The organism is Acidovorax sp. 35-64-16 (genome assembly GCF_002281195.1).
GTDB lineage: Bacteria > Pseudomonadota > Gammaproteobacteria > Burkholderiales > Burkholderiaceae_C > Acidovorax > Acidovorax defluvii.
The window spans coordinates 75,113-93,847 of record NZ_NCFM01000009.1 but is presented as its reverse complement, the minus strand read 5'-3'; the positions used below and the strand labels follow the sequence as shown (position 1 = coordinate 93,847).

14 protein-coding genes are annotated in these 18,735 nt (G+C 65.4%); 4 read left to right on the top strand and 10 right to left on the bottom strand.

Annotated features, from left to right (window positions below; translation table 11 throughout):
• Positions 1-361: 361 nt before the first annotated feature.
• The 7 genes from mmsB to B7Y64_RS08870 all read right to left on the bottom strand — a co-directional run bounded on the left by mmsB (position 362) and on the right by B7Y64_RS08870 (position 6,432).
• Complete coding sequence (mmsB, locus tag B7Y64_RS08900; RefSeq protein ID WP_291324591.1) at positions 362-1,261, bottom strand: 3-hydroxyisobutyrate dehydrogenase; 900 nt, start codon at positions 1,259-1,261, stop codon at positions 362-364.
• 106 nt (positions 1,262-1,367) lie between these two features.
• A complete protein-coding gene (locus B7Y64_RS08895; protein WP_291324590.1) occupies positions 1,368-1,808 on the bottom strand; it encodes a TfoX/Sxy family protein in 441 nt (146 codons plus the stop codon).
• A gap of 59 nt (positions 1,809-1,867) precedes the next feature.
• The gene (locus tag B7Y64_RS08890; RefSeq protein ID WP_291324589.1) at positions 1,868-3,034 is read right to left on the bottom strand and encodes an acyl-CoA dehydrogenase family protein; all 1,167 of its coding nucleotides are present in this window, start codon (positions 3,032-3,034) and stop codon (positions 1,868-1,870) included.
• A 55-nt stretch (positions 3,035-3,089) separates the two neighbouring features.
• Positions 3,090-3,482, bottom strand: coding sequence for a lysozyme inhibitor LprI family protein (locus B7Y64_RS08885; protein WP_291324592.1), 393 nt, complete (start codon positions 3,480-3,482; stop codon positions 3,090-3,092).
• Between the two features lie 171 nt (positions 3,483-3,653).
• Entirely contained in the window at positions 3,654-5,171 is a 1,518-nt protein-coding gene (locus B7Y64_RS08880; RefSeq protein WP_291324588.1) for a CoA-acylating methylmalonate-semialdehyde dehydrogenase, read from the bottom strand.
• A 300-nt stretch (positions 5,172-5,471) separates the two neighbouring features.
• On the bottom strand, positions 5,472-6,104 hold the full coding sequence (locus tag B7Y64_RS08875) for an AAA family ATPase (protein ID WP_291324587.1): 633 nt from the start codon (positions 6,102-6,104) through the stop codon (positions 5,472-5,474).
• Between the two features lie 4 nt (positions 6,105-6,108).
• Positions 6,109-6,432: a hypothetical protein gene (locus tag B7Y64_RS08870; protein WP_111867357.1), complete on the bottom strand. Its 324-nt coding sequence runs from the start codon at positions 6,430-6,432 to the stop codon at positions 6,109-6,111.
• A 198-nt stretch (positions 6,433-6,630) separates the two neighbouring features.
• On the opposite strand from B7Y64_RS08870, the gene B7Y64_RS08865 reads away from it, so the two are divergent.
• Complete coding sequence (locus B7Y64_RS08865; protein WP_291324586.1) at positions 6,631-7,533, top strand: LysR family transcriptional regulator; 903 nt, start codon at positions 6,631-6,633, stop codon at positions 7,531-7,533.
• 242 nt (positions 7,534-7,775) lie between these two features.
• On the opposite strand, the gene B7Y64_RS08860 is transcribed toward B7Y64_RS08865, so the two are convergent.
• The 3 genes from B7Y64_RS08860 to B7Y64_RS08850 all read right to left on the bottom strand — a co-directional run bounded on the left by B7Y64_RS08860 (position 7,776) and on the right by B7Y64_RS08850 (position 10,179).
• A complete protein-coding gene (locus B7Y64_RS08860) occupies positions 7,776-7,934 on the bottom strand; it encodes a DUF3309 family protein (protein ID WP_081739379.1) in 159 nt (52 codons plus the stop codon).
• A gap of 196 nt (positions 7,935-8,130) precedes the next feature.
• On the bottom strand, positions 8,131-8,598 hold the full coding sequence (locus B7Y64_RS08855; RefSeq protein WP_024815184.1) for a CopD family protein: 468 nt from the start codon (positions 8,596-8,598) through the stop codon (positions 8,131-8,133).
• Positions 8,599-8,781: 183 nt separating this feature from the next.
• A complete protein-coding gene (locus B7Y64_RS08850) occupies positions 8,782-10,179 on the bottom strand; it encodes a GGDEF domain-containing protein (protein WP_291324585.1) in 1,398 nt (465 codons plus the stop codon).
• A 256-nt stretch (positions 10,180-10,435) separates the two neighbouring features.
• Between B7Y64_RS08850 and B7Y64_RS08845 the strand changes: the two genes are divergently transcribed.
• The 3 genes from B7Y64_RS08845 to B7Y64_RS08835 all read left to right on the top strand — a co-directional run bounded on the left by B7Y64_RS08845 (position 10,436) and on the right by B7Y64_RS08835 (position 18,721).
• Positions 10,436-13,615 (top strand): EAL domain-containing protein, encoded by a 3,180-nt coding sequence (locus B7Y64_RS08845; protein ID WP_291324584.1) that lies wholly within the window; start codon positions 10,436-10,438, stop codon positions 13,613-13,615.
• Positions 13,616-13,932: 317 nt separating this feature from the next.
• Positions 13,933-17,457 carry a chromosome segregation protein SMC gene (smc, locus tag B7Y64_RS08840; protein ID WP_291324583.1) on the top strand — a complete coding sequence of 1,175 codons (3,525 nt, stop codon included), beginning with the start codon at positions 13,933-13,935 and terminating at the stop codon, positions 17,455-17,457.
• Between the two features lie 148 nt (positions 17,458-17,605).
• Complete coding sequence (locus B7Y64_RS08835) at positions 17,606-18,721, top strand: cell division protein FtsZ (RefSeq protein WP_291324582.1); 1,116 nt, start codon at positions 17,606-17,608, stop codon at positions 18,719-18,721.
• Positions 18,722-18,735 lie beyond the last annotated feature (14 nt).

Here is an 18,735-nt window from a genome sequence, read left to right as displayed (position 1 = left end):
ATAGCTGGTAGCGCTTGCTGCACAAGGGCTAGAGGCCAAAAACGCTTGAAACTGGCGCAGCACCCCAAGGCGAAGCCCGGCACACGGCAAAAACCCAGCAGATAACCGCTTGAGAAGATAAACGCCGGTGAATAAAACATGGGACTAAATAAAGCGGGTTTTTCGCAGGCTAACTAGAATTAGACGACTGCAGTTCAACTCACACTCGTCGGATAAAAACAGTGCACGTCGAGTTTTCCCTGGGGTTTTGCGGCTTGCCGCTATTTAGGCAAACCTAAAAATTTGCAGTCGAAAAATGACAACGGGTGCTGTAACTACATGCTACAGCACCCGCATTGTGATCGGCTTACAGAAAACTCAGTTACGCCTGCTTCTTCTGCAACATCTTGATCACGCTCGAGAAATCCTCGCCGCCATGCCCTGCAATGCTGTGCGCCGCGTAGATGGCGCGGGCCATGCCGCCCAGCGGGGTGCTGGCTTTGACGGCCGTGGCGTTTTCCTGCGAAAGGCCCAGGTCTTTCAGCATCAGGTCGGTGCCGAAGCCGCCGGTGTAGCCCTTGCTGGCGGGGGCGTTTTCGTGCACGCCGGGGAAGGGGTTGTACTTTTCCAGCGCCCAGTTGCCGCCCGAGCTGCGGCGCATGATTTCGGAGAGCACCTTGGGGTCGAGGCCGTTGGCCACGCCTAGGGCGATGGCCTCGCTGGTGCCCACCATCAAAATGCCGAGCAGCATGTTGTTGCAGATCTTGGCGGTCTGGCCTGCGCCCACGGCTCCGGCGTGGAAGATGTTGGCGCCCATTTTTTCGAGCAGGGGGCGGGCGCGTTCCAGTGCGGGAGCCGTGCCGCCCACCATGAAGGTGAGGGTGCCTGCAATGGCTCCACCGGTGCCACCAGAAACGGGGGCGTCGATGAAGTCAACGCCTTGCGCCTGGGCGGCCTGGGCCACTTTTTGCGATGTGGCGGCGGCGATGGTGGAGCTGTCGATCACCAGTGCCCCCTTGGCGATGTGGGCCAGCAGGCCGCTCTGGCCGTTGCTGCCCAAAAACAGCGCTTCCACATGCTGGCTGGCGGGCAGCATGGTGATGATGGCCTCGGCGCCTTGCACTGCGGCGTTGGCGCTGGCGGCAATGGCCACGCCGTCGGCGGCCAGCTTGTCGCAGGCGGGTTTTGACAGGTCAAACGCCTGGATTTCGTGGCCTGCCTTGAGCAGGTTCAGGGCCATGGGGCCGCCCATGTTTCCGAGGCCTATGAATGCGATTTTCATGGTGTTGTCTCCTTGTGGTGATGTGGGTGATGGGTCGGAAATTGTTATGAATTTGATAGCTGCCAACGCTTTATGGATAAGGGCTAGAGGCTAAAAATTCTTGAAGCTACAGAGAGTCGTCGCCAAAAATGCTGTGGCGCTTGCCGCTGGGGGTGGGCGGCGTTGGGGGTGGCTGCGGGCCGGCTGCCGCACGTTTGCGCGGTGGCGTGGCCTTGGCCTGCGGGTTGTAGGCCAGGGCTTCGTGCAGCCAGAAATTCCACTGCACCCGTGTGGCGTAGCCGTTGGGCTCGATCCAGAAGTAGCCCTGCATCTTGCCCTGGGGCGATAGCTCGCGCGTGTTCTGCATCTCCTGAAACTCGGCGTGTCGTGCGGGCGGCAGGCGCACCAGCAGTTCGTCGCCCTTGACGCCCATGCACAGCTTGCCGTCCACAAAAAAGCAGTAGCTGCCAAACAGGGTGCGTTCCTCCACATCGCTGCGCTGCGCCAGCGCGGCGCGCACGGCGTCGATCAGGTGCAGGGTTTCGTCGCTGAAGGGGCGGGCGGGCATGTTTTAGATGAAATAGGCCGCTGGTGGTTTATGGATAAGCGCAGAGGGCTATTAAAAAGCTAGCGAATGGCATCCGGTGCGTCGCCTTCCAGCATGCGCCGCGCAATGATGACGCGCATGATTTCGTTCGTGCCTTCGAGGATCTGGTGCACGCGCGCGTCGCGCATCAGGCGTTCCAGCGGGTATTCGCGGATGTAGCCGTAGCCGCCGTGCAGTTGCAGGGCCTCGTTGACCACGTTGAAGCCCGCATCGGTGGCGAAGCGCTTGGCCATGGCGCAATAGGTGCTGGCATCGCGCGCGCCGGCGTCGAGCTTGCTGGCGGCCAGGCGCACCATCTGGCGTGCGGCCACGAGTTCGGTGGCCATGTCGGCCAGCTTGAACTGCAGGGCCTGAAAGCTCGCGATGGATTTGCCAAACTGCTTGCGGTCGTGCATGTACTGCTGCGCCGCGTTGAGCGCGCCCTGCGCCGCGCCCACCGAGCAGGTGGCGATGTTGATGCGGCCGCCGTCCAGGCCTTTCATCGCGATCTTGAAGCCTTCGCCTTCGCGGCCCAGCAGGTGGTCGGCGGGGATGCGCACGTTGTCGAAGCTGATGGTGCGCGTGGGCTGGCTGTTCCAGCCCATTTTTTCTTCTTTCTTGCCGTAGTGGATGCCGGGCAGGTTGGCCGGCACGGCAAAGGCGCTGATGCCGGCGGCGCCCGATTGCGCATCGCCCGTGCGGGCCATGAGCACCAGCACATCGGTGGCGCCCGCGCCGCTGATGAAGGCCTTGCTGCCGTTGATGACGTATTCGTTACCCACCAGTTCGGCGCGCGTCTTGAGCGAAGCGGCGTCCGAGCCTGCGCCGGGCTCGGTCAGGCAGTAGCTGGCTAGCTTTTCGCCGGTGGTGAGCAGCGGGCCCCAGTGGTCGCGCACCTCGGGCTGGGCCCAGGTGCCGAGCATCCAGGTGGCCATGTTGTGGATGGTGATGAAGGCGGTGGTGCTGGGGTCCACGGCCGCCATTTCTTCGAACACCAGCGTGGCGTCGAGCCGGGGCAGGGCCAGGCCGCCGGCGGCTTCGGGGGCGTACAGGCCGCAAAAGCCCAGTTCGCCCGCCTTGGCAATCGCCTCTTTGGGGAAGATGCCCTCGGCATCCCAGTGCGCGGCGTGGGGGGCCAGTTCGGCCAGGGCGAAGTCGCGTGCGGTCTGGGCAAAGGCGCGTTGTTCTTCGGTGAGTTCAAAGTCCATGGGGAATCTCGCTGGGTCTGGCGACGAAAGGGATGGGTGAAAAACTCTCAGCCTCTCAGGGCTTTGCAGGCGTGTCGGCGCTCAGCCAGCGCATGATGCCCTGGCGCCGTTGCTGCGTTTCGCGCGTCAGGCACTCATGGTAGAGGCGGGGGCCATCGGGCTGCTGCTCGGTGGCGCGCGTGGCCTGCTTGCAGCGGCTGATGCGTTCGCGCTGCCAGGCGCTGTGCTCCTGGCGCAGCTGCGGGCGCTCGTGGGCCGACAGGGCGCGCATCACGTCGGCATACAGCACGGCTATCGTGGTGTCTGCCGCCTGAAAATCCTGCACCGCGCAGGCATTGGCCTCGGCGGTGGTGCCGCCCGGGCGGCAGGCGGCACCCGCCTGTGCCCAGGCGCCCCCCGCCTGCAAGGCAAGCAGGGCGGCGATGACCAGCGGCTGACAGCCCGCCATCATTTCAGCTATCACTAGCGCTGCGCGCCGCCCGCGTCGCATACACCGGGGGCAACCCAGGCCCGGGCTTCCGCGCAAGGGCCGCCCCGCCGCGCCGGGAGCGTCCGCCTGCCCGCAGCGCGCAGCGCTGCGAGAGCGGGGGGAAGGCCCGAAGGGCCTCTGGGGGGTGTTTCATTTCAGGCTGATGGTCGTGTTCACGCCCTGGCCTGCGGTGCTGTCGTCAAACCAGCGCGCCGTCACGGTCTTGGTCTGGGTGTAGAACAGGATGACCTGCTTGCCGTAGGGGCCCAGGTCGCCCAGCTTGGAAGCGCGCGAGCCGGAGAACGAGAACAGCGGCACGGGCACGGGCACGGGCACGTTGATGCCCACCTGGCCCACATCGATCTCTTCCTGGAACTTGCGTGCCGCGGCGCCACTTTGCGTGAACACGGCCGTGCCGTTGCCGTTGGGGTTGGCGTTGATGAACTCGATGGCCTCGTCCAGGTTGGCGGCTGCTACCAGGGCCAGCACGGGGCCGAAGATTTCCTGGTCATAGATGGCCATGCCGGGCTTGACGCCGCTGAAGATGGTCGGGCCGACGAAGTTGCCCTTTTCGTAGCCGGGCACGTTGGGCTTGCGGCCGTCGAGTTCCAGCGTGGCGCCATCGGCAATGCCGCGCTCGATCAGGCCTTCGATGCGTGACAGTGCGGCGCACGAGATGACGGGGCCCACATCGGTGCCCTTTTCGGTGCCGCCGCTGATCTTGAGCGTCTTGGCCTTGGCCACCAGGTCGGGAATCCACTTCTGCGCTTCACCCACCAGCACCACCACGGGCAGGGCCATGCAGCGCTGGCCGGCGGCGCCGAACGAGGCACCGGCGATGGCGTTGAGGGTCTGCTCCTTGTTGGCGTCGGGCAGGATGATGGCGTGGTTCTTCGCGCCCATCATGCACTGCGCGCGCTTGCCGTTGAGGGTGGCGCGGTTGTATACATGCGTGCCCACCTTGGTGGAGCCGACAAACGACACGGCCTTGATGTCCGGGTGGTCGCAGATGGCGTTCACGGCCATTTCGCCGCCGTGGATCACGTTCAGCACGCCGGGCGGCACGCCGGCCTGCAGCGCCAGTTCGCACAGGCGCATGGTGACCATCGGGTCTTGTTCGGAAGGCTTGAGCACAAACGTGTTGCCCGTGGCAATGGCCATCGGGAACATCCACAGCGGAATCATCGCCGGGAAGTTGAACGGGGTGATGCCGGCGCACACGCCCAGGGGCTGCAGCAGGGTGTAGGTGTCCACGCCGCCAGCCACGTTGTTGGCCAGCTCGCCCAGCTGCAGGTTGCCGATGCTGGCGGCATGCTCCACCACTTCGAGGCCGCGGAACACGTCGCCTTCGGCGTCGGGCAGGGTCTTGCCCTGTTCGGCCGTCAGCATGGCGGCCAGCTCGCCCATGTTTTCGCGGATGAGCTGCTGGAGCTTGAGGAAGATGCGGGCGCGTGCGCCGATGGGGGTCTTCTTCCAAGTCTTGAAGGCTTCCTTGGCGGAGGCCACGGCGGCGTTGATCTCGTCCTGCGTGGCAAACGGCACGCGCGCCAGCACCTGCTGCGTGGCGGGGTTGACCACGTCGCGCCATTCGGTGGTCTTGGATTCGACGAACTTGCCGCCGATCAGCAGCTTGACGGTGGGGGCCTTGACGGCGGTGGATGCATCCATGGGGTTTGTCTCCTGAATAAAACGGGGCGGCAACACTGCCGTCTGCACGCATGGTAGCTGTGCGAAATTATCTGCACAAGAGACAATAACGCACCTGAGATTTGCAAATTTGCACAGTTCGGACCGCCTGGGATGCCGCATGGAGACCGCCATGGGCCGGGGCCAACTGCATCACCTTTTGCCTGCGGCCGTGCCTTTGCTGTGGCACCGGGTGGTGGCTTACCCATTTGCTCCTGAAAAAATAGCTGTAGACGGCTTATTTGTAAGCGCCAAAGGCATTTTTATTGGATTTTTACGGTGCTATTCAGTCCCGGCTGTACCCAGCACGCGTTGCGCCCAAGCGGGCAGGCGAGCTGCCAGTGTCGTGGTGGCACTGGCGGTGCGAACGGCCACCAGGCGTGGGCCGCCTTCGGTCACGTCCATGGCGTCGTAAAGGTAGGCCGCATCGGCCCATTGCACGGCCTGCGTGAGGTGGGCCATGGTGCGCGGGTAGCGCGCCAGGATGCGTTCGGGCGTCACAGGGTGGCCGCCTTCGCGCACGCGCTGCGCCACACGGTCGAGCAGGCGGGCCGGGTCGTCCAGCGCCACGATGTACAGCGCAACGGTAAAGCCGTGGCGCTGCGCTTCTTTGATCAATGCCAGTTTGGACGGGTGGGAGAACACGGTTTCACTTGCAAACGGCGTGCGATCTGCAAGCAGGCGTGCGCGGCGCGCGTCGGCCCAGGCGCGGGCGGCTTCAGAGCGCTCCTGGGCATTGGCGATGTGCTGCAGATATTCGCGCTCGTACAGGTCGGCGTTCACGAATTCCAGCGGCGGGCCCAGCAAGCCTTCGCGCACCAAAGCGCGGTAGAGGGTGGACTTGCCCGCGCCATTGGGGCCGGCGAGCAGATGGAACCACAGCGGCGGGGGCGCTGCGGTGTGGGGCCGTGCCATGTGCTCAGGCTGCGTGGGTCTGGTTTGCACGCACCACTTCGCGCACGCGCTGGGCCAGCGAGCCGCTGGTTTGCGCAGCCAGCAGCCGGGCGGTCAGCGCGTCCACCGAGGTGGGAGCCGTGGCCTGCGCGCGGGGCGCGGCTTCATATTGCTCGATGGCGGAGCGTGCTTCTTGCACGCTCAGGCCGGTGTGCTCCACGATCTGGCCCAGCGTGGCCCAGTATTCAATTTGGCTGGCCACCGAGCGGCGCATGGGCTGCGCAGCCTGGCGGGCCTGCTCGACGAGGGTGTTGGGAAGCTTGACCGATGCAAACGGGGTGGATGCCATAAGGATCTCCTGATTGGCGCATTTTGCGTCAATTGGCGACTGACGGCAAGTTGTCGCCGGGAGGATTCATCCACGCGAACGACTGCTGACGTCATGAACGGCGTTGGTGCAAAAGTACCAGTGCAAGAGACAATGGAATGGTTGTATTTTGCAAATTTGCAGATCGGTAGGCCCTTGGGCTGCCGCACGGAGACCGCCATGGATTGGGACAACCTGCGCTATTTTCTGGAACTGGCCCGTGCCGGCACGCTGGTGGGTGCGGCGCGGCGCCTGGCGGTGGACCACACCACCGTGGCCCGGCGCCTGCAGGCGCTGGAAAAGCAGGTGGGCGCCGCCCTGTTTGCGCGCGAGGCGGGCGGCCATCGGCTCACCGAGGCTGGGCGCGCGCTGCTGCCGCAGGTCGAGGCCATGGAAGCCGCCTTTCTGGCCGTGGAAAATGCTGCGCCTGGCGTGCGCCAGGGCCTGCACGGCCTGGTGCGCATTGGCACCACGGAGGGTTTTGGCAACCTGATTCTGGCGCCGCAACTGGCGCGCTTTGCGCTAAGCCACCCCGGGCTGGTGGTAGACCTGCTGGCACTGCCGCGCCTGGTGCACCTGTCGCGGCGCGAGGCCGACATCGTCATCTCGCTGGAGCGCCCGGCGCGCGGTGCGGTGCTGGTGGTCAAGCTGACCGACTACGTGTTGCAGCTCTACGGTGCGCGCAGCTACCTGGAGCGCCACGCCCCCATCTGCACGGCCGACGACCTGCGTGGCCACACCTTCATCAGCTATGTGGACGACCTGCTGTTCAGCAAAGAGCTGCAGATTCTGGATGAGCTGCACCGCCCCGCACACTTTGCGCTGCGCAGCACCAGCATCCTGGCGCAGTACGAGGCGGCGCGGGCTGGGGCGGGGCTGGCGGTGTTGCCTGCGTTCGTGGCAGCGCAAGACCCGGCGCTGATACCGGTGTTGCCGGGCGTGGCGCGGTTTCAGCGCACGTTCTGGATGTCCATGCCCGGCGACAACAAGCATGTGGCCCGAATGCAGGCCACCTGGGCCTTCTTGCGTGAGGCTGTGGCGGCCAAGCAAGGGCTGCTGTTGCCGCAGATAAACACTATTTAATCAATAGCTGCTCGCGCTTATCCCATAAGGGCTAACGCCATATTTCATTTGATTTTTAATCTGCTTCAACCCAAGAGCTGCTGAGCGCGACCCCAACAACAAAAGGCCCGGCCCGAAGTGGGCCAGGCCAGGCCCGAGCGAAAAGACGGGCGGACGGCTTTGGGCGACGGGGTTGCTGCACGCCTTGGGCAAGCGTGTAGCCCGCCCGGGTGGCGTGTGCCTTCAGGCCGCTTTGGCGTGCTTCAGATTTTGCCCATGAGCAGCAACACCACCAAAATCAGCACCACCAGACCCAGGCCGCCGCTGGGCCCGTAGCCCCATGAGCGGCTGTGGCCCCAGGTGGGCAAGGCACCGACCAGAATGAGGATCAGGACGATAAGAAGAATCAGCGAAAGTGACATGGTGTTTCCTGGTGAGGGTGAATCACTGCATTCTTCTCGAACTGCGGGCCGGGGCACGCAGGTGCATGGCTTGCCGTTGTGTCAGCCATTGCCGACAGCCTGCATGGCGCGGCCTTGGCGGGCAGGGCTGCGTGTGGCAATCGGGCTGGAACGGGGCAGGTGGCAGGACTGGCAAGAGGGCCAGTAAGAGGGCTGATTACATCAGCAGTGCCACCGCCACCGTGAGCACGCCCAGAGCGAGGTTGATGCCCACCCAGGTGCGGATGCCGATCAGCGCTTTGCCGCCAGTGGGCCAGTCGGTGGCGGCGACGGCGCGTTGCAGGCGTTTGTACAGGGCGAAGCGGATGTGGCCGAAGATGGCCACCATCACCAGGCCGAGCGTGGCCATCACAGTCCAGCCCAGCGGCATGGCAAAGCTGCCACCCGATTGCACGACCTGGCGTGCGAAGTTGCCGATCATCCACACGCCGCTGGCCAGCATCAGCACCACGGCCACCAGCACGGCGGCAAAGAAGCGCTCAAGCACGTCGTGCATGAGCCGCACGCGCACTGCGGGCTCCAGCGCCTGGGTGGCGGGGCGCAGGAAAAAGTGGGCAAACACCATGCCGCCGACCCAGACGACGATGGACAAAAGGTGAATCAGTTTCAGGCTGGCATAAAGCATGTTGCAGGGCTCGCGAAGGGTAGGGAAAGGCCGAAAATACGGGATTTGCCGTCCGCGCAGCATGGGTGCGCTGCGCCGGGCCCTCAAGCCGTGGGGGCATTGCGACGTTGCTGGGGAACTTTCGTTGCTGCCACTACTGCCACTTTTGCCACCACTGCGCCGCAGCAAGATATCCAGAGCCTGTCAGTGGGGCGTATCAGGCTGCGACGGGTCCTGCGGCGCCATGCCGGTCCGACCGGTGGGGTCGGCGATGCGCACCTGGTTGCCGCCGCTTTTCTTGGACTGGTACATCGCTGTGTCGGCATGGCTGAGCAGCAGGCTTTCGTCGCTGCCGTGGTCCGGGTAGATGGAAATGCCGATGCTGGGCCACATGGGGACCTGGTTGCCATCCAGATCAAAAGGTTGGTTGAAGGCGGCCAGGATTTTTTCTGCCACCGCTGTGGCATGTTCGACCGCATGGCCGCTTTCGACCAGCAAGACGAACTCGTCGCCGCCCAGGCGCGCCACCGTGTCCGAGGCACGCACGCATTCCAGCAGGCGCTGCGCCACGCGCTGCAGCAGCAAGTCTCCCATTGCGTGGCCGAGTGTGTCGTTCACCTGCTTGAAGCGGTCCAGGTCCACAAACAGCAGCGACAGCAGGGTCTGGTCGCGTTGCGCCCGGGTCAGCGCGGTTTTCAGGCGGTCGAGAAACAGCTGGCGGTTGGGCAGGTGCGTAAGCTGGTCGTACTGCGCCATCTGCTGCAGTCGATTGCGCATCTGGGTGCGCTCTATGGCGGACGCCACCTGGGTCGAGACGAACTGCAGCAGCTCTTTGTCCCGATGCGAGTAACGCGCCTCCTCGGAGTAGCCTTGCAGCACCAGCGCGCCCATCACGCCCGCCTGGGTGTGCAGCGGAACACCCAGCCAGTAAAGCGGCCGGGGGGCAGCTGCCATGTGCGGCGCCGAGGGGGGCAGGGTGTCGGGGGTGAGCAGCAGCGTCTGCCCGTTGCGGATGACGTGCGAGCACAGGGCATCTGCATCCAGTGGGCGGGTTGCGGGGGGCGGATGGCGCTCGTTCACGTGGTACGGAAAGCTGACCGTGTCGGTCAGGTGGTCGTGCAGCGCCACCGAGAAATTGGAGGCAGGCAGCAGCGTGCCGATGGTTTGGTGGATGTGCGCAAACAGCGAAACCAGGTCTTCTGCCGCCTGCGCGGCCTCCGAGATGGAATAGATGGCCGCCTGCAGCGATTCGGTGTGCTTGCGTTCGGTGATGTCGTGTGCCACCGCCAGGCGCACCTGCTGGTCGTCTACCCAGCGTGCCGTCCAGCGGATATGGACGATCTGCCCATCCTTGCGCACATAGCGGTTCTCGAAATGCAGCTGGAGCTGGCCTTCGGTCACGCGTTCTGCCTGGCTCTGGGTGGCGGGGCGATCTTCCGGGTGCAACATGTCCAGCATGCGCCTGCCAATGACCTCTTCGGGGGCATAGCCAAAGATTCGCTCGAATGCCGGACTGACATACACGATGGAACTGTCGGCCTTGACGATGCATATGGCGTCGAGCAGCAGGTCCACGATGTTCGGGGGGGCAAGGGTCTTCATCGCAGAGACAAAAAATTCCGGCAGACCGGATGAAAAGCAGGCATGGGGCGCTGTGGGGTGCGAGTGACGGACCCATTGTGCCTGCGCACGAATGGGCGTGGGGTTGCCATGCGGGGTGTGCAGACAATGCCTTGCGCGTTGCTTTGTGCCACTGCAGCAAGGGCGGGCCAGAAATTGCCGCTATTCTCGGGGCCGGTTTCCTTGGGTTTTTGGCGCTCCATCACCTGCCTGTCACACTGCAACGCTTCAAATTTTGATGGTATTCACTGGTAACCCGCTCCGCCACCGGCATTGGCTGCTCGGTTTTGCCGTTGCCATTGCGGGGCTTTTGACAACATTGTGGCTGGCACAGCAGCAGGCGCGGTCGGTGGCAACGATCTCCGAGGCCCGTTTTCTGCAGGAAGCGCGTGCATTTTCGGACGCCTTGGCCCAGCGCATGGCCACACACACCGAAATCGTCAATGGCCTGCGCAGCCTGTTCATGGTCAACCCCGTGCTCAGCCGCGCCGAGTTTGAGCGTGCCGCCCGCGAACTGGATGTGCGCCAGCGCTACCCCGGGGTGCGCAACCTGGCTTTCGTTCGCTATGTAACGGCCGACCAGCGCACCGCGTTCGAGGCACGCGTGCGGGCCGACACGTCGGTCAACCCACAGGGGCTGCCTGATTTTGCCATTCACCCCGCGGGGGCGCGCCCCGAGTATTTTGTGGTGGAGTACCTGTGGCCCGAGGAAGGCAGCAGGGGCCTGCTGGGCCTGGACATCAGTGTCCAGCCCGCCAATCTGGCGGCCATGCACTACAGCCGCGACAGTGGGAAGACGGTGGTGTCTGCCCCTTTCGATCTGCTGCAAGAAAAAGAACACCGCACGGCCTTTGTGCTGCGGGCGCCCGTTTTTGGCGCGGCCCAGCCGGGCGGGACACCGCCTTTTGTGGGTGCGGTGGCCTCCACCATCCGGGTGCATGACCTGGTGGGAAGTCTGCGCGCGCTCGGTTATATGGATGGCATCGCCGTGTCGATTGCCGACCGTGGCGCGGTGCATGTCCCGGGCGATGGCGAGGCCGGTGCCCTGGACGGTGGTGGCGACAACGACCAAAAGGGGCTTCCCCTGCTGGCGCTGACAGGTGTGCCACTGGCCTCGGCAACGCTGCACGAGGTGGATATCCAGGTGCACGACCGCCGCTGGCGCCTGAGTTTCTTTCCCGCCAAGGACTACCTCTCGCCCTCCGAGCGGCGCCTGCCGGCGCTGGTCGCCCTGACGGGGACGCTTTTTTCAGCGCTGCTGGCGGCTATGGTGGTGTTGCTGGGGCGCCAGCGTGCGCTGGCCCTGGCGCAAGCGCAATCGTCCGACGATGCGCGCCGCCAGAGCGAAGATCGTCTCAGCGCCGTGTTCCGGCAGGCGGCCGTGGGAATGGCGCAAATCGACACGCAGACCGGGCGGTTTGTGCGCGTCAATCAAAAATATGCCGACATCGTCGGCTACTCGGTGGCGCAGATGTGCAAGACCGATTTTCAGAGCATCAGCCACCCCGAAGACCTGGTGGTGGACCTGGCCCGCCTGGAGCGCCTGAAAGCCGGCGAAATATCCGAGTACCACATGGAAAAGCGCTATTTCCATCAGGATGGCCACACCCTGTGGGTGGACCTCACCGTGTCTTCGATGTGGGCGCCGGGCGAGCCGCCCGGCTTTCACATCGCCGTGGTGCAGGACATCACCGAACGCAAGCAGATGGAAGACAGCCTGCGCGGCAGCGAGCTGCGCCTGCGCGGCATTTTGCAGCGCCTGCCGGTGGGTGTGTGCCTGGTGCAGGCAGACGGGCTCATGAAGTTTCGCAACGACCAGTTTGTGCAGATCTGCGGCTACACCGAAGACGACATTCCCAGGGGCGAAGACTGGTGGCCCACGGTGTACCCCGACGTGCAATACCGCGAGCAAGCCCGCACTACCTGGATGGCAGCGCGCGCCAAGGCCATCGAAGGCGACGGCACCATTGCCTCGGGTGAATACACCATCCACTGCAAGGACGGCCAGCAGCGCACCGTGGAAATTGCCGGTGTCATCGTGGACGGCGGCCACCTTTTCACCCTGGTGGATCTCAGCCAGCGCAAGGCCGACGAAGAGGAAATCCGCTACCTGGCCTTCTACGACCCGCTCACCCACCTGCCCAATCGCCGCCTGCTGCGGGACCGGCTGCAGCAGGCGCTGGCCACCAGCGCCAGGCACCAGCGCAGCGGCGCCTTGCTGCTGCTGGACCTCGACAACTTCAAGACCCTCAATGAAACCCGGGGCCACGAGCGTGGCGATGCCCTGCTGCTGCAGGTGGCCAAGCGGCTGCGCGACTGCGTGCATGAGGACGACACGGTGGCCCGCCAGGGTGGCGATGAATTTGTGGTGGTGCTGGAAGACCTGGGCGACAACCCCGAAGAGGCGGCCGCGCGCAGCGAGGAAACCGGCCAGAAGATCCTGTCGGCCTTGCGCGCGCCCTACGAGGTGGATGGCGAGGCCCACCACAGCTCGCTGAGCATGGGCATCACCGTCTTCAGTGGCCTGCGCGAAACCGTGGACGAGCTGCTTCAGCGCACCGACCTGGCCATGTACCAGGCCAAGTCGGCGGGGCGCGACACCTTGCGTTTTTACGACCCGCAGATGCAGGCCGCCGTGAGCGCGCGGGCCGCCATGGAGCTGGACATGCGCGCCGGGCTGGCCCAGAGCCAGTTCGAGCTGTATTACCAGCCGCAGATCGAGCATGGCCGCATCACCGGCGCTGAGGCGCTGCTGCGCTGGCGCCACCCAAGCAACGGCTTTATCTCGCCGGCCCAGTTCATTCCGCTGGCCGAAGAGTCGGGCCTGATCCTGCCGCTGGGTGAATGGGTGCTCAAGTCGGCCTGCGAGCGCCTGGCGCTGTGGGCGCAGCAGCCCGGCCTGGCCGCGCTGAGCCTGGCCGTCAATGTGAGCCCGCGCCAGTTTCACCAGGCCGGTTTCGTGCCCCAGGTGCTGGCGGCGCTGGCGGGCGCGGGTGCCGACGGGCACCGCCTCAAGCTCGAATTGACCGAAGGGCTGTTGCTGGAGGATGTAGAGGACACCATCGAGAAGATGGGCCAGCTGCGCGCTTACGGGCTGGGGTTTTCGCTGGACGACTTTGGCACGGGGTATTCGTCGCTGGCCTACCTCAAGCGCCTGCCGCTTGATCAGCTCAAGATCGACCAGAGCTTTGTGCGCGACGTGCTTACCGACCCCAACGACGCGGCCATTGCCCGCACCGTGGTGGCGCTGGCCACCAGCCTGGGCCTGCGCGTGATCGCCGAGGGGGTGGAAACCGAGGCGCAGCGCGAGTTTCTGGCCCGCAACCATTGCCACGCCTGGCAGGGTTATCTGCTGAGCCCGCCCGTGCCCGTGGCCGAGTTTGAAGCGCTGGTGCAGCGCACCAACACTGCCCACTGATGGCGAGGAGGCCGCTGGGCCTGCGCCCGCCGCAGCCCGGGCGCAGGCAAATCAGCGCCGGGGGCTGCGCGATGCAGCATCTGTTTATCAATTTTGATAGCTGCTAGCGCTTGCTGAATAAGCGCTAGAGGCCATTTTTACCCAATATTCCACAGAGGGGCTGCGCCGGTACCCGGCAGGTGGCCCACGGGCCAGGGAGCGGCCGGTCGGCGCGGTATCATTCCGGTCCGGCGCCAGCCTGCGGGTTTTCCCCGTGGATGCGTGTGGCCCCGGTTATTCCCTGGCTACTTCCTCTTATTTGCCTTCACCTCTGACCCGTGCGTCTTACCTCGATCAAGCTTTCCGGCTTCAAGTCGTTCGCTGAGCCCACCAATTTCATGCTGCCCGGGCAACTGGTCGGCGTGGTGGGCCCGAACGGCTGCGGCAAGTCCAACATCATGGACGCAGTGCGCTGGGTGCTGGGCGAGAGCAAGGCCAGCGAGCTGCGCGGCGAGTCGATGCAGGACGTGATCTTCAGCGGCACCACCACGCGCAAGCAAGCCAGCCGCGCCAGCGTGGAGCTGGTGTTCGACAACTCCGACCACCGCGCGGGTGGCCAGTGGGGCCAGTATGGCGAGGTGGCGGTGCGCCGCGTGCTCACGCGCGACGGCACCAGCAGCTATTACCTGAACAACCAGCCCGTGCGCCGCCGCGACGTGCAGGACGTGTTTCTGGGCACGGGCCTGGGCCCACGCGCCTACGCCATCATTGGACAGGGCACCATCAGCCGCATCATTGAAAGCCGCCCCGAAGAACTGCGCCTGTTCCTCGAAGAAGCCGCCGGTGTCTCCAAATACAAAGAGCGCCGCCGCGAGACCGAAAACCGCCTGTCGGACACGCGCGAGAACCTCACCCGCGTAGAAGACATCCTGCGCGAGCTCAACGCCAACCTCGAAAAGCTCGAAAAACAGGCCGAGGTGGCCGCCAGATACAACACGCTGCAGGCCGACGCCACGCTCAAGCAGCACCAGCAGTGGTTTCTGAAGCGCGCCGACGCTGAGGAGCAGCAGGCCAAGGTGCGCCTGGATGGCCTGCAGGCCGTGAACGACCTCGAATCGCGTATGGCCGACCTGCGCGCGGTCGAGTCCGACCTTGAAACCATCCGCCAGGCCCATTACGCCGCGGGTGATCAGGTGAACCAGGCCCAGGGCAAGCTCTACGAAGCCACGGCCGAGGTCGGCAAGCTCGAAGCCGAGATCCGCTACGTGGTGGAAGGCCGCCAGCGCGTGGAGCAGCGCCTGGTCACGCTGGCCGAGCAGATCACCCAGTGGCAGACCCGCAAGGAAGAGGCCGATATCGAGCTGGAAAACCTGGCCGGTGCCGGGGTGGACGCCGAAGAGCGCGCCGAGATGCTGGCCGCCCAGGTCGAAGAGCAGGCCATGCAAATGCCTGATCTGGAAGAAGCCCTGCGCCAGGCCCAAAGCCGCACGGCAGAGCAGCGCAGCAGCGTGGTGCAGGTGCAGCAGCAGATCGGCGTGCTGGCCGCCGAGCAGCGCAGTTTTGACGAGCAAAGCCGCCAGCTCGATGCCCGCTTCGAGCGCCTGCGCACCGACCGCAACGCCCTGGCCGCGCCCGATGAAGCCCGGCTGAACAACCTGCGCGAGCAGCTTGAAGAAGCGCAAGAAATTGCCGAAACCACCGAGGCCCGCCTGCACGAGCTGCAGGAATCGGTGCCCCAGCTCGACGACGACCGCCGCGCCCGCCAGCAGGCCGTCAACAGCGAGAGCGCGCGCCAGGCTGACCTGTCGGCGCGCATGGAGGCGCTCAAGGCGCTGCAGGAAAAGGTCAAGACCGACGGCAAGCTGCGCCCTTGGCTGGCCAAACATGGCCTGGACGGACTGCAAGGCCTGTGGAGCCGCATCCACATCGAACCCGGTTGGGAAAACGCCCTGGAAGCCGCACTGCGCGAGCGCCTGGGCGCGCTCGAAGTAGGGCGCCTGGACATGGTGCGCGGCTTCCTGGGCTCTGGCGGCAACGACGCACCGCCCGCGCGCCTGGCCTTCTACAGCGCCCCCGCTGCGGGACACCCCGAGCCATCGTCACCCCACGCCCGCCTGTCGGACCTGCTGCGCCTTCAGGATGCCGGCCTGCGCGCCGTGTTGATTGACTGGTTGCAGGGCTGCTATACCGCGCCCACGCTCGATGACGCGCTCGCCCGCCGCAGCACGCTGCAGCCTGGCGAAGTGGTGTTTGTGCCCACAGGCCACGCCGTCAGCGCCCACAGCGTGAGTTTTTACGCACAAGACTCCGAACAATCCGGCCTGCTCGCCCGCGCGCAGGAGATCGAGCACCTCGAAAAAGAGCTGCGCGCCCAGGCCCTGATCGCCGAAGAATCGCGCACCGCCCTGGTCCGTGCAGAGTCTGCCTACGCCGACGCCTCGCAGCGCCTGGTGGCAGCACGACGCGAAGCGACCGAAACGCAAAGCCGCGCCCATGAGCTGCAGGTCGAGACCCTGCGCCTGACCCAGCTGGCCGAGCAGACCCGCGCGCGCAGCGAGCAAATCGACGCCGACCTGGCCGAGGTGGAGGCGCAGCTGGCCGACCTGCAGGAGCGCCGCGTGGCCGCTGAGGCACGCTTTGAAGAACTCGATATGCAGCTGGCCGACAGCCAGGAGCGCGAGGCCCAACTGGGCGACCGCGTGATCGAAGCCGAGCGCAAGCTCACCGCCTGCCGCGAGCAGCAGCGCACGCTGGAGCGCCAGGCGCAAGAGGCCACGTTCTCACAGCGCAGCTTGGAGGCACGCCGGGGCGAGCTGTCTCGCTCCATCGAAACCGCCACCCAGCAGGCCACCGCACTGGCTGACGAACAACAGCGTGCTCGCGACGAGCTGGCCCGCCTGTCCGACGCTGCGGCGCAGGGCGGCCTGCAGCAGGCGCTGGAGGCGAAGATGGAGCGCGAGAAAGCCCTGGCCGCCCAACGCAGTGAATACGACGACCTCACCGCCAAGCTGCGCGCCAGCGACGAGCGCCGCATGCAGCTCGAACGCGCGCTCGACCCGCTGCGCGCCCGCATCACCGAGTTCCAGCTCAAGGAACAGGCAGCGCGCCTGGGCCTGGAGCAATACACCAAGCTGCTCACCGACGCCCAGGCCGACCTCGAAGCCGTGGCCCAGTCGATCGCCGACGGCAATGTGCGCGTGGGCGGCCTGCAGGCCGAAATCGACCGCCTGCACCGCGAGATTGCCGCCCTGGGCGCCGTCAACCTGGCCGCACTGGATGAACTCAAGCTCGCCAGCGAACGCAAGGTGTTCCTCGATGCGCAAACCGCCGACCTGACCGAGGCCATGAACACGCTGGAAGACGCGATCCGCAAGATCGACGGCGAGACGCGCCAGCTGCTCTCGGGCACCTTCGATACCGTCAACGCGCACTTTGGCCGCATGTTCCCCGAGCTGTTCGGCGGCGGGCAGGCCAAGCTCATCATCACCGGCGACGAGATTCTGGACTCGGGCGTGCAGGTGATGGCGCAGCCACCGGGCAAGAAGAACCAGACCATCCACCTGCTGTCGGGCGGCGAAAAGGCGCTCACGGCCATTGCGCTGGTGTTTGCCATCTTCCAGCTCAACCCCGCGCCGTTTTGCCTGCTCGATGAGGTGGATGCGCCGCTGGACGACGCCAACACCGAGCGTTATGCCAAGCTGGTCTCCAGCATGAGCAAAGAAACCCAGTTCCTGTTCATCAGCCACAACAAGATCGCCATGGAAATGGCCGAGCAACTGATTGGCGTGACCATGCAGGAGCAGGGCGTCTCGCGCATCGTGGCTGTCGATATGGAGTCTGCCTTGTCGATGGCGGAACTATGAGCACCCCTGAGTCGCTTCGCGCCTTCCCCTCAAGGGGACGACGCCCTCGCTGCGGGGCGGCCCTTGTTCGGCGTCCCTGGCATGGGCCGCGCCAGTTTCAAGCGCGGCTGGGCGTGTGCAACGCAACGGATAGCCAAGAATATTTTTTATGAGCACATTGCAACTGAGTCTGGCCATCATCGGCGGCCTGGTGCTGGCCCTGATCGTGGCCTACAACACCTGGACCTCGCGCCGCAACGCGCCCAAGCGCGCCGTGCCGCAAGAGCCCGAGCGCACTGCCGAGCCCGCGCTGCGCCAGGAACCCGCGTTCGATACCGATGTAGCCGAGCCCGTGGATGGCGGAGCCTTTCACGGCCTGGACCGCGGCCCCGAGCCCGCCAGCCACACGGTGGATGCCGACGATGCCATGGAGCTGCCCGTGCCGCCTTTGCTGCACGAGCGCCGTCTGGGGCTGGACCCGCTGATCGACATCATCGCCACGCTGCAGCCCGAGCAATCGGTGTCGGGCGACGCCGCACTGGCGGCGCTGCCGCCCACGCGCCGCGCGGGCAGCAAGCCCTTTGCCATCGAGGGTTTCAACGAGGTGACGCAGCAGTGGGAGACCCCCGCGCCCGGCCAGCGCTACCAAAGCTTTCAGGCCGGCGTGCAGTTGGCCAACCGCACGGGCGCGCTCAACGAGATCGAGTTTTCGGAGTTTGTGGTCAAGGCCCAGGCGTTTGCCGACGCCATCAATGCGGCGCCCGATTTTCCCGACATGCTGCAGGAAGTGGCCCGCGCCCGCGAACTCGATCAGTTCGCCAGCGACCACGATGCGCAACTGTCTTTCATGCTGCGCGCCCGCCATGCGGCCTGGAGCCCCGGCTACGTGCAGCAAAATGCCGCGCGCGTGGGCTTTGTGGTGGGCGCCATGCCCGGCAGGCTGGTGCGGCCCGCCAGTGCCCCGGGCCTGCCGCCCGTGTTGACGCTGGGCTACGACACGCAGGCCGCGTTGGCCGAAGACCCCGACCAGTCCGCCATCCGCGACATCACCCTGAGCCTGGATGTCGCCCAGGTGCACCGCAGCGAGCAACCCTTTGCCCGCCTGCGCGAGGTGGCCGCCGCCCTGTGCGAGGCCATGGACGGCGTGCTGTGCGACCAGAACGGCCAACCCCTGCCCGCCATGGCCATGGACCCGATTGCCGCGGATCTGGAACTGCTGTACGACCAGCTTGACGGCCGCGACCTGTCGGCAGGCTCGGTGCTGGCGCGGCGTCTCTTTAGCTGAGCCGTTGTGCGGTC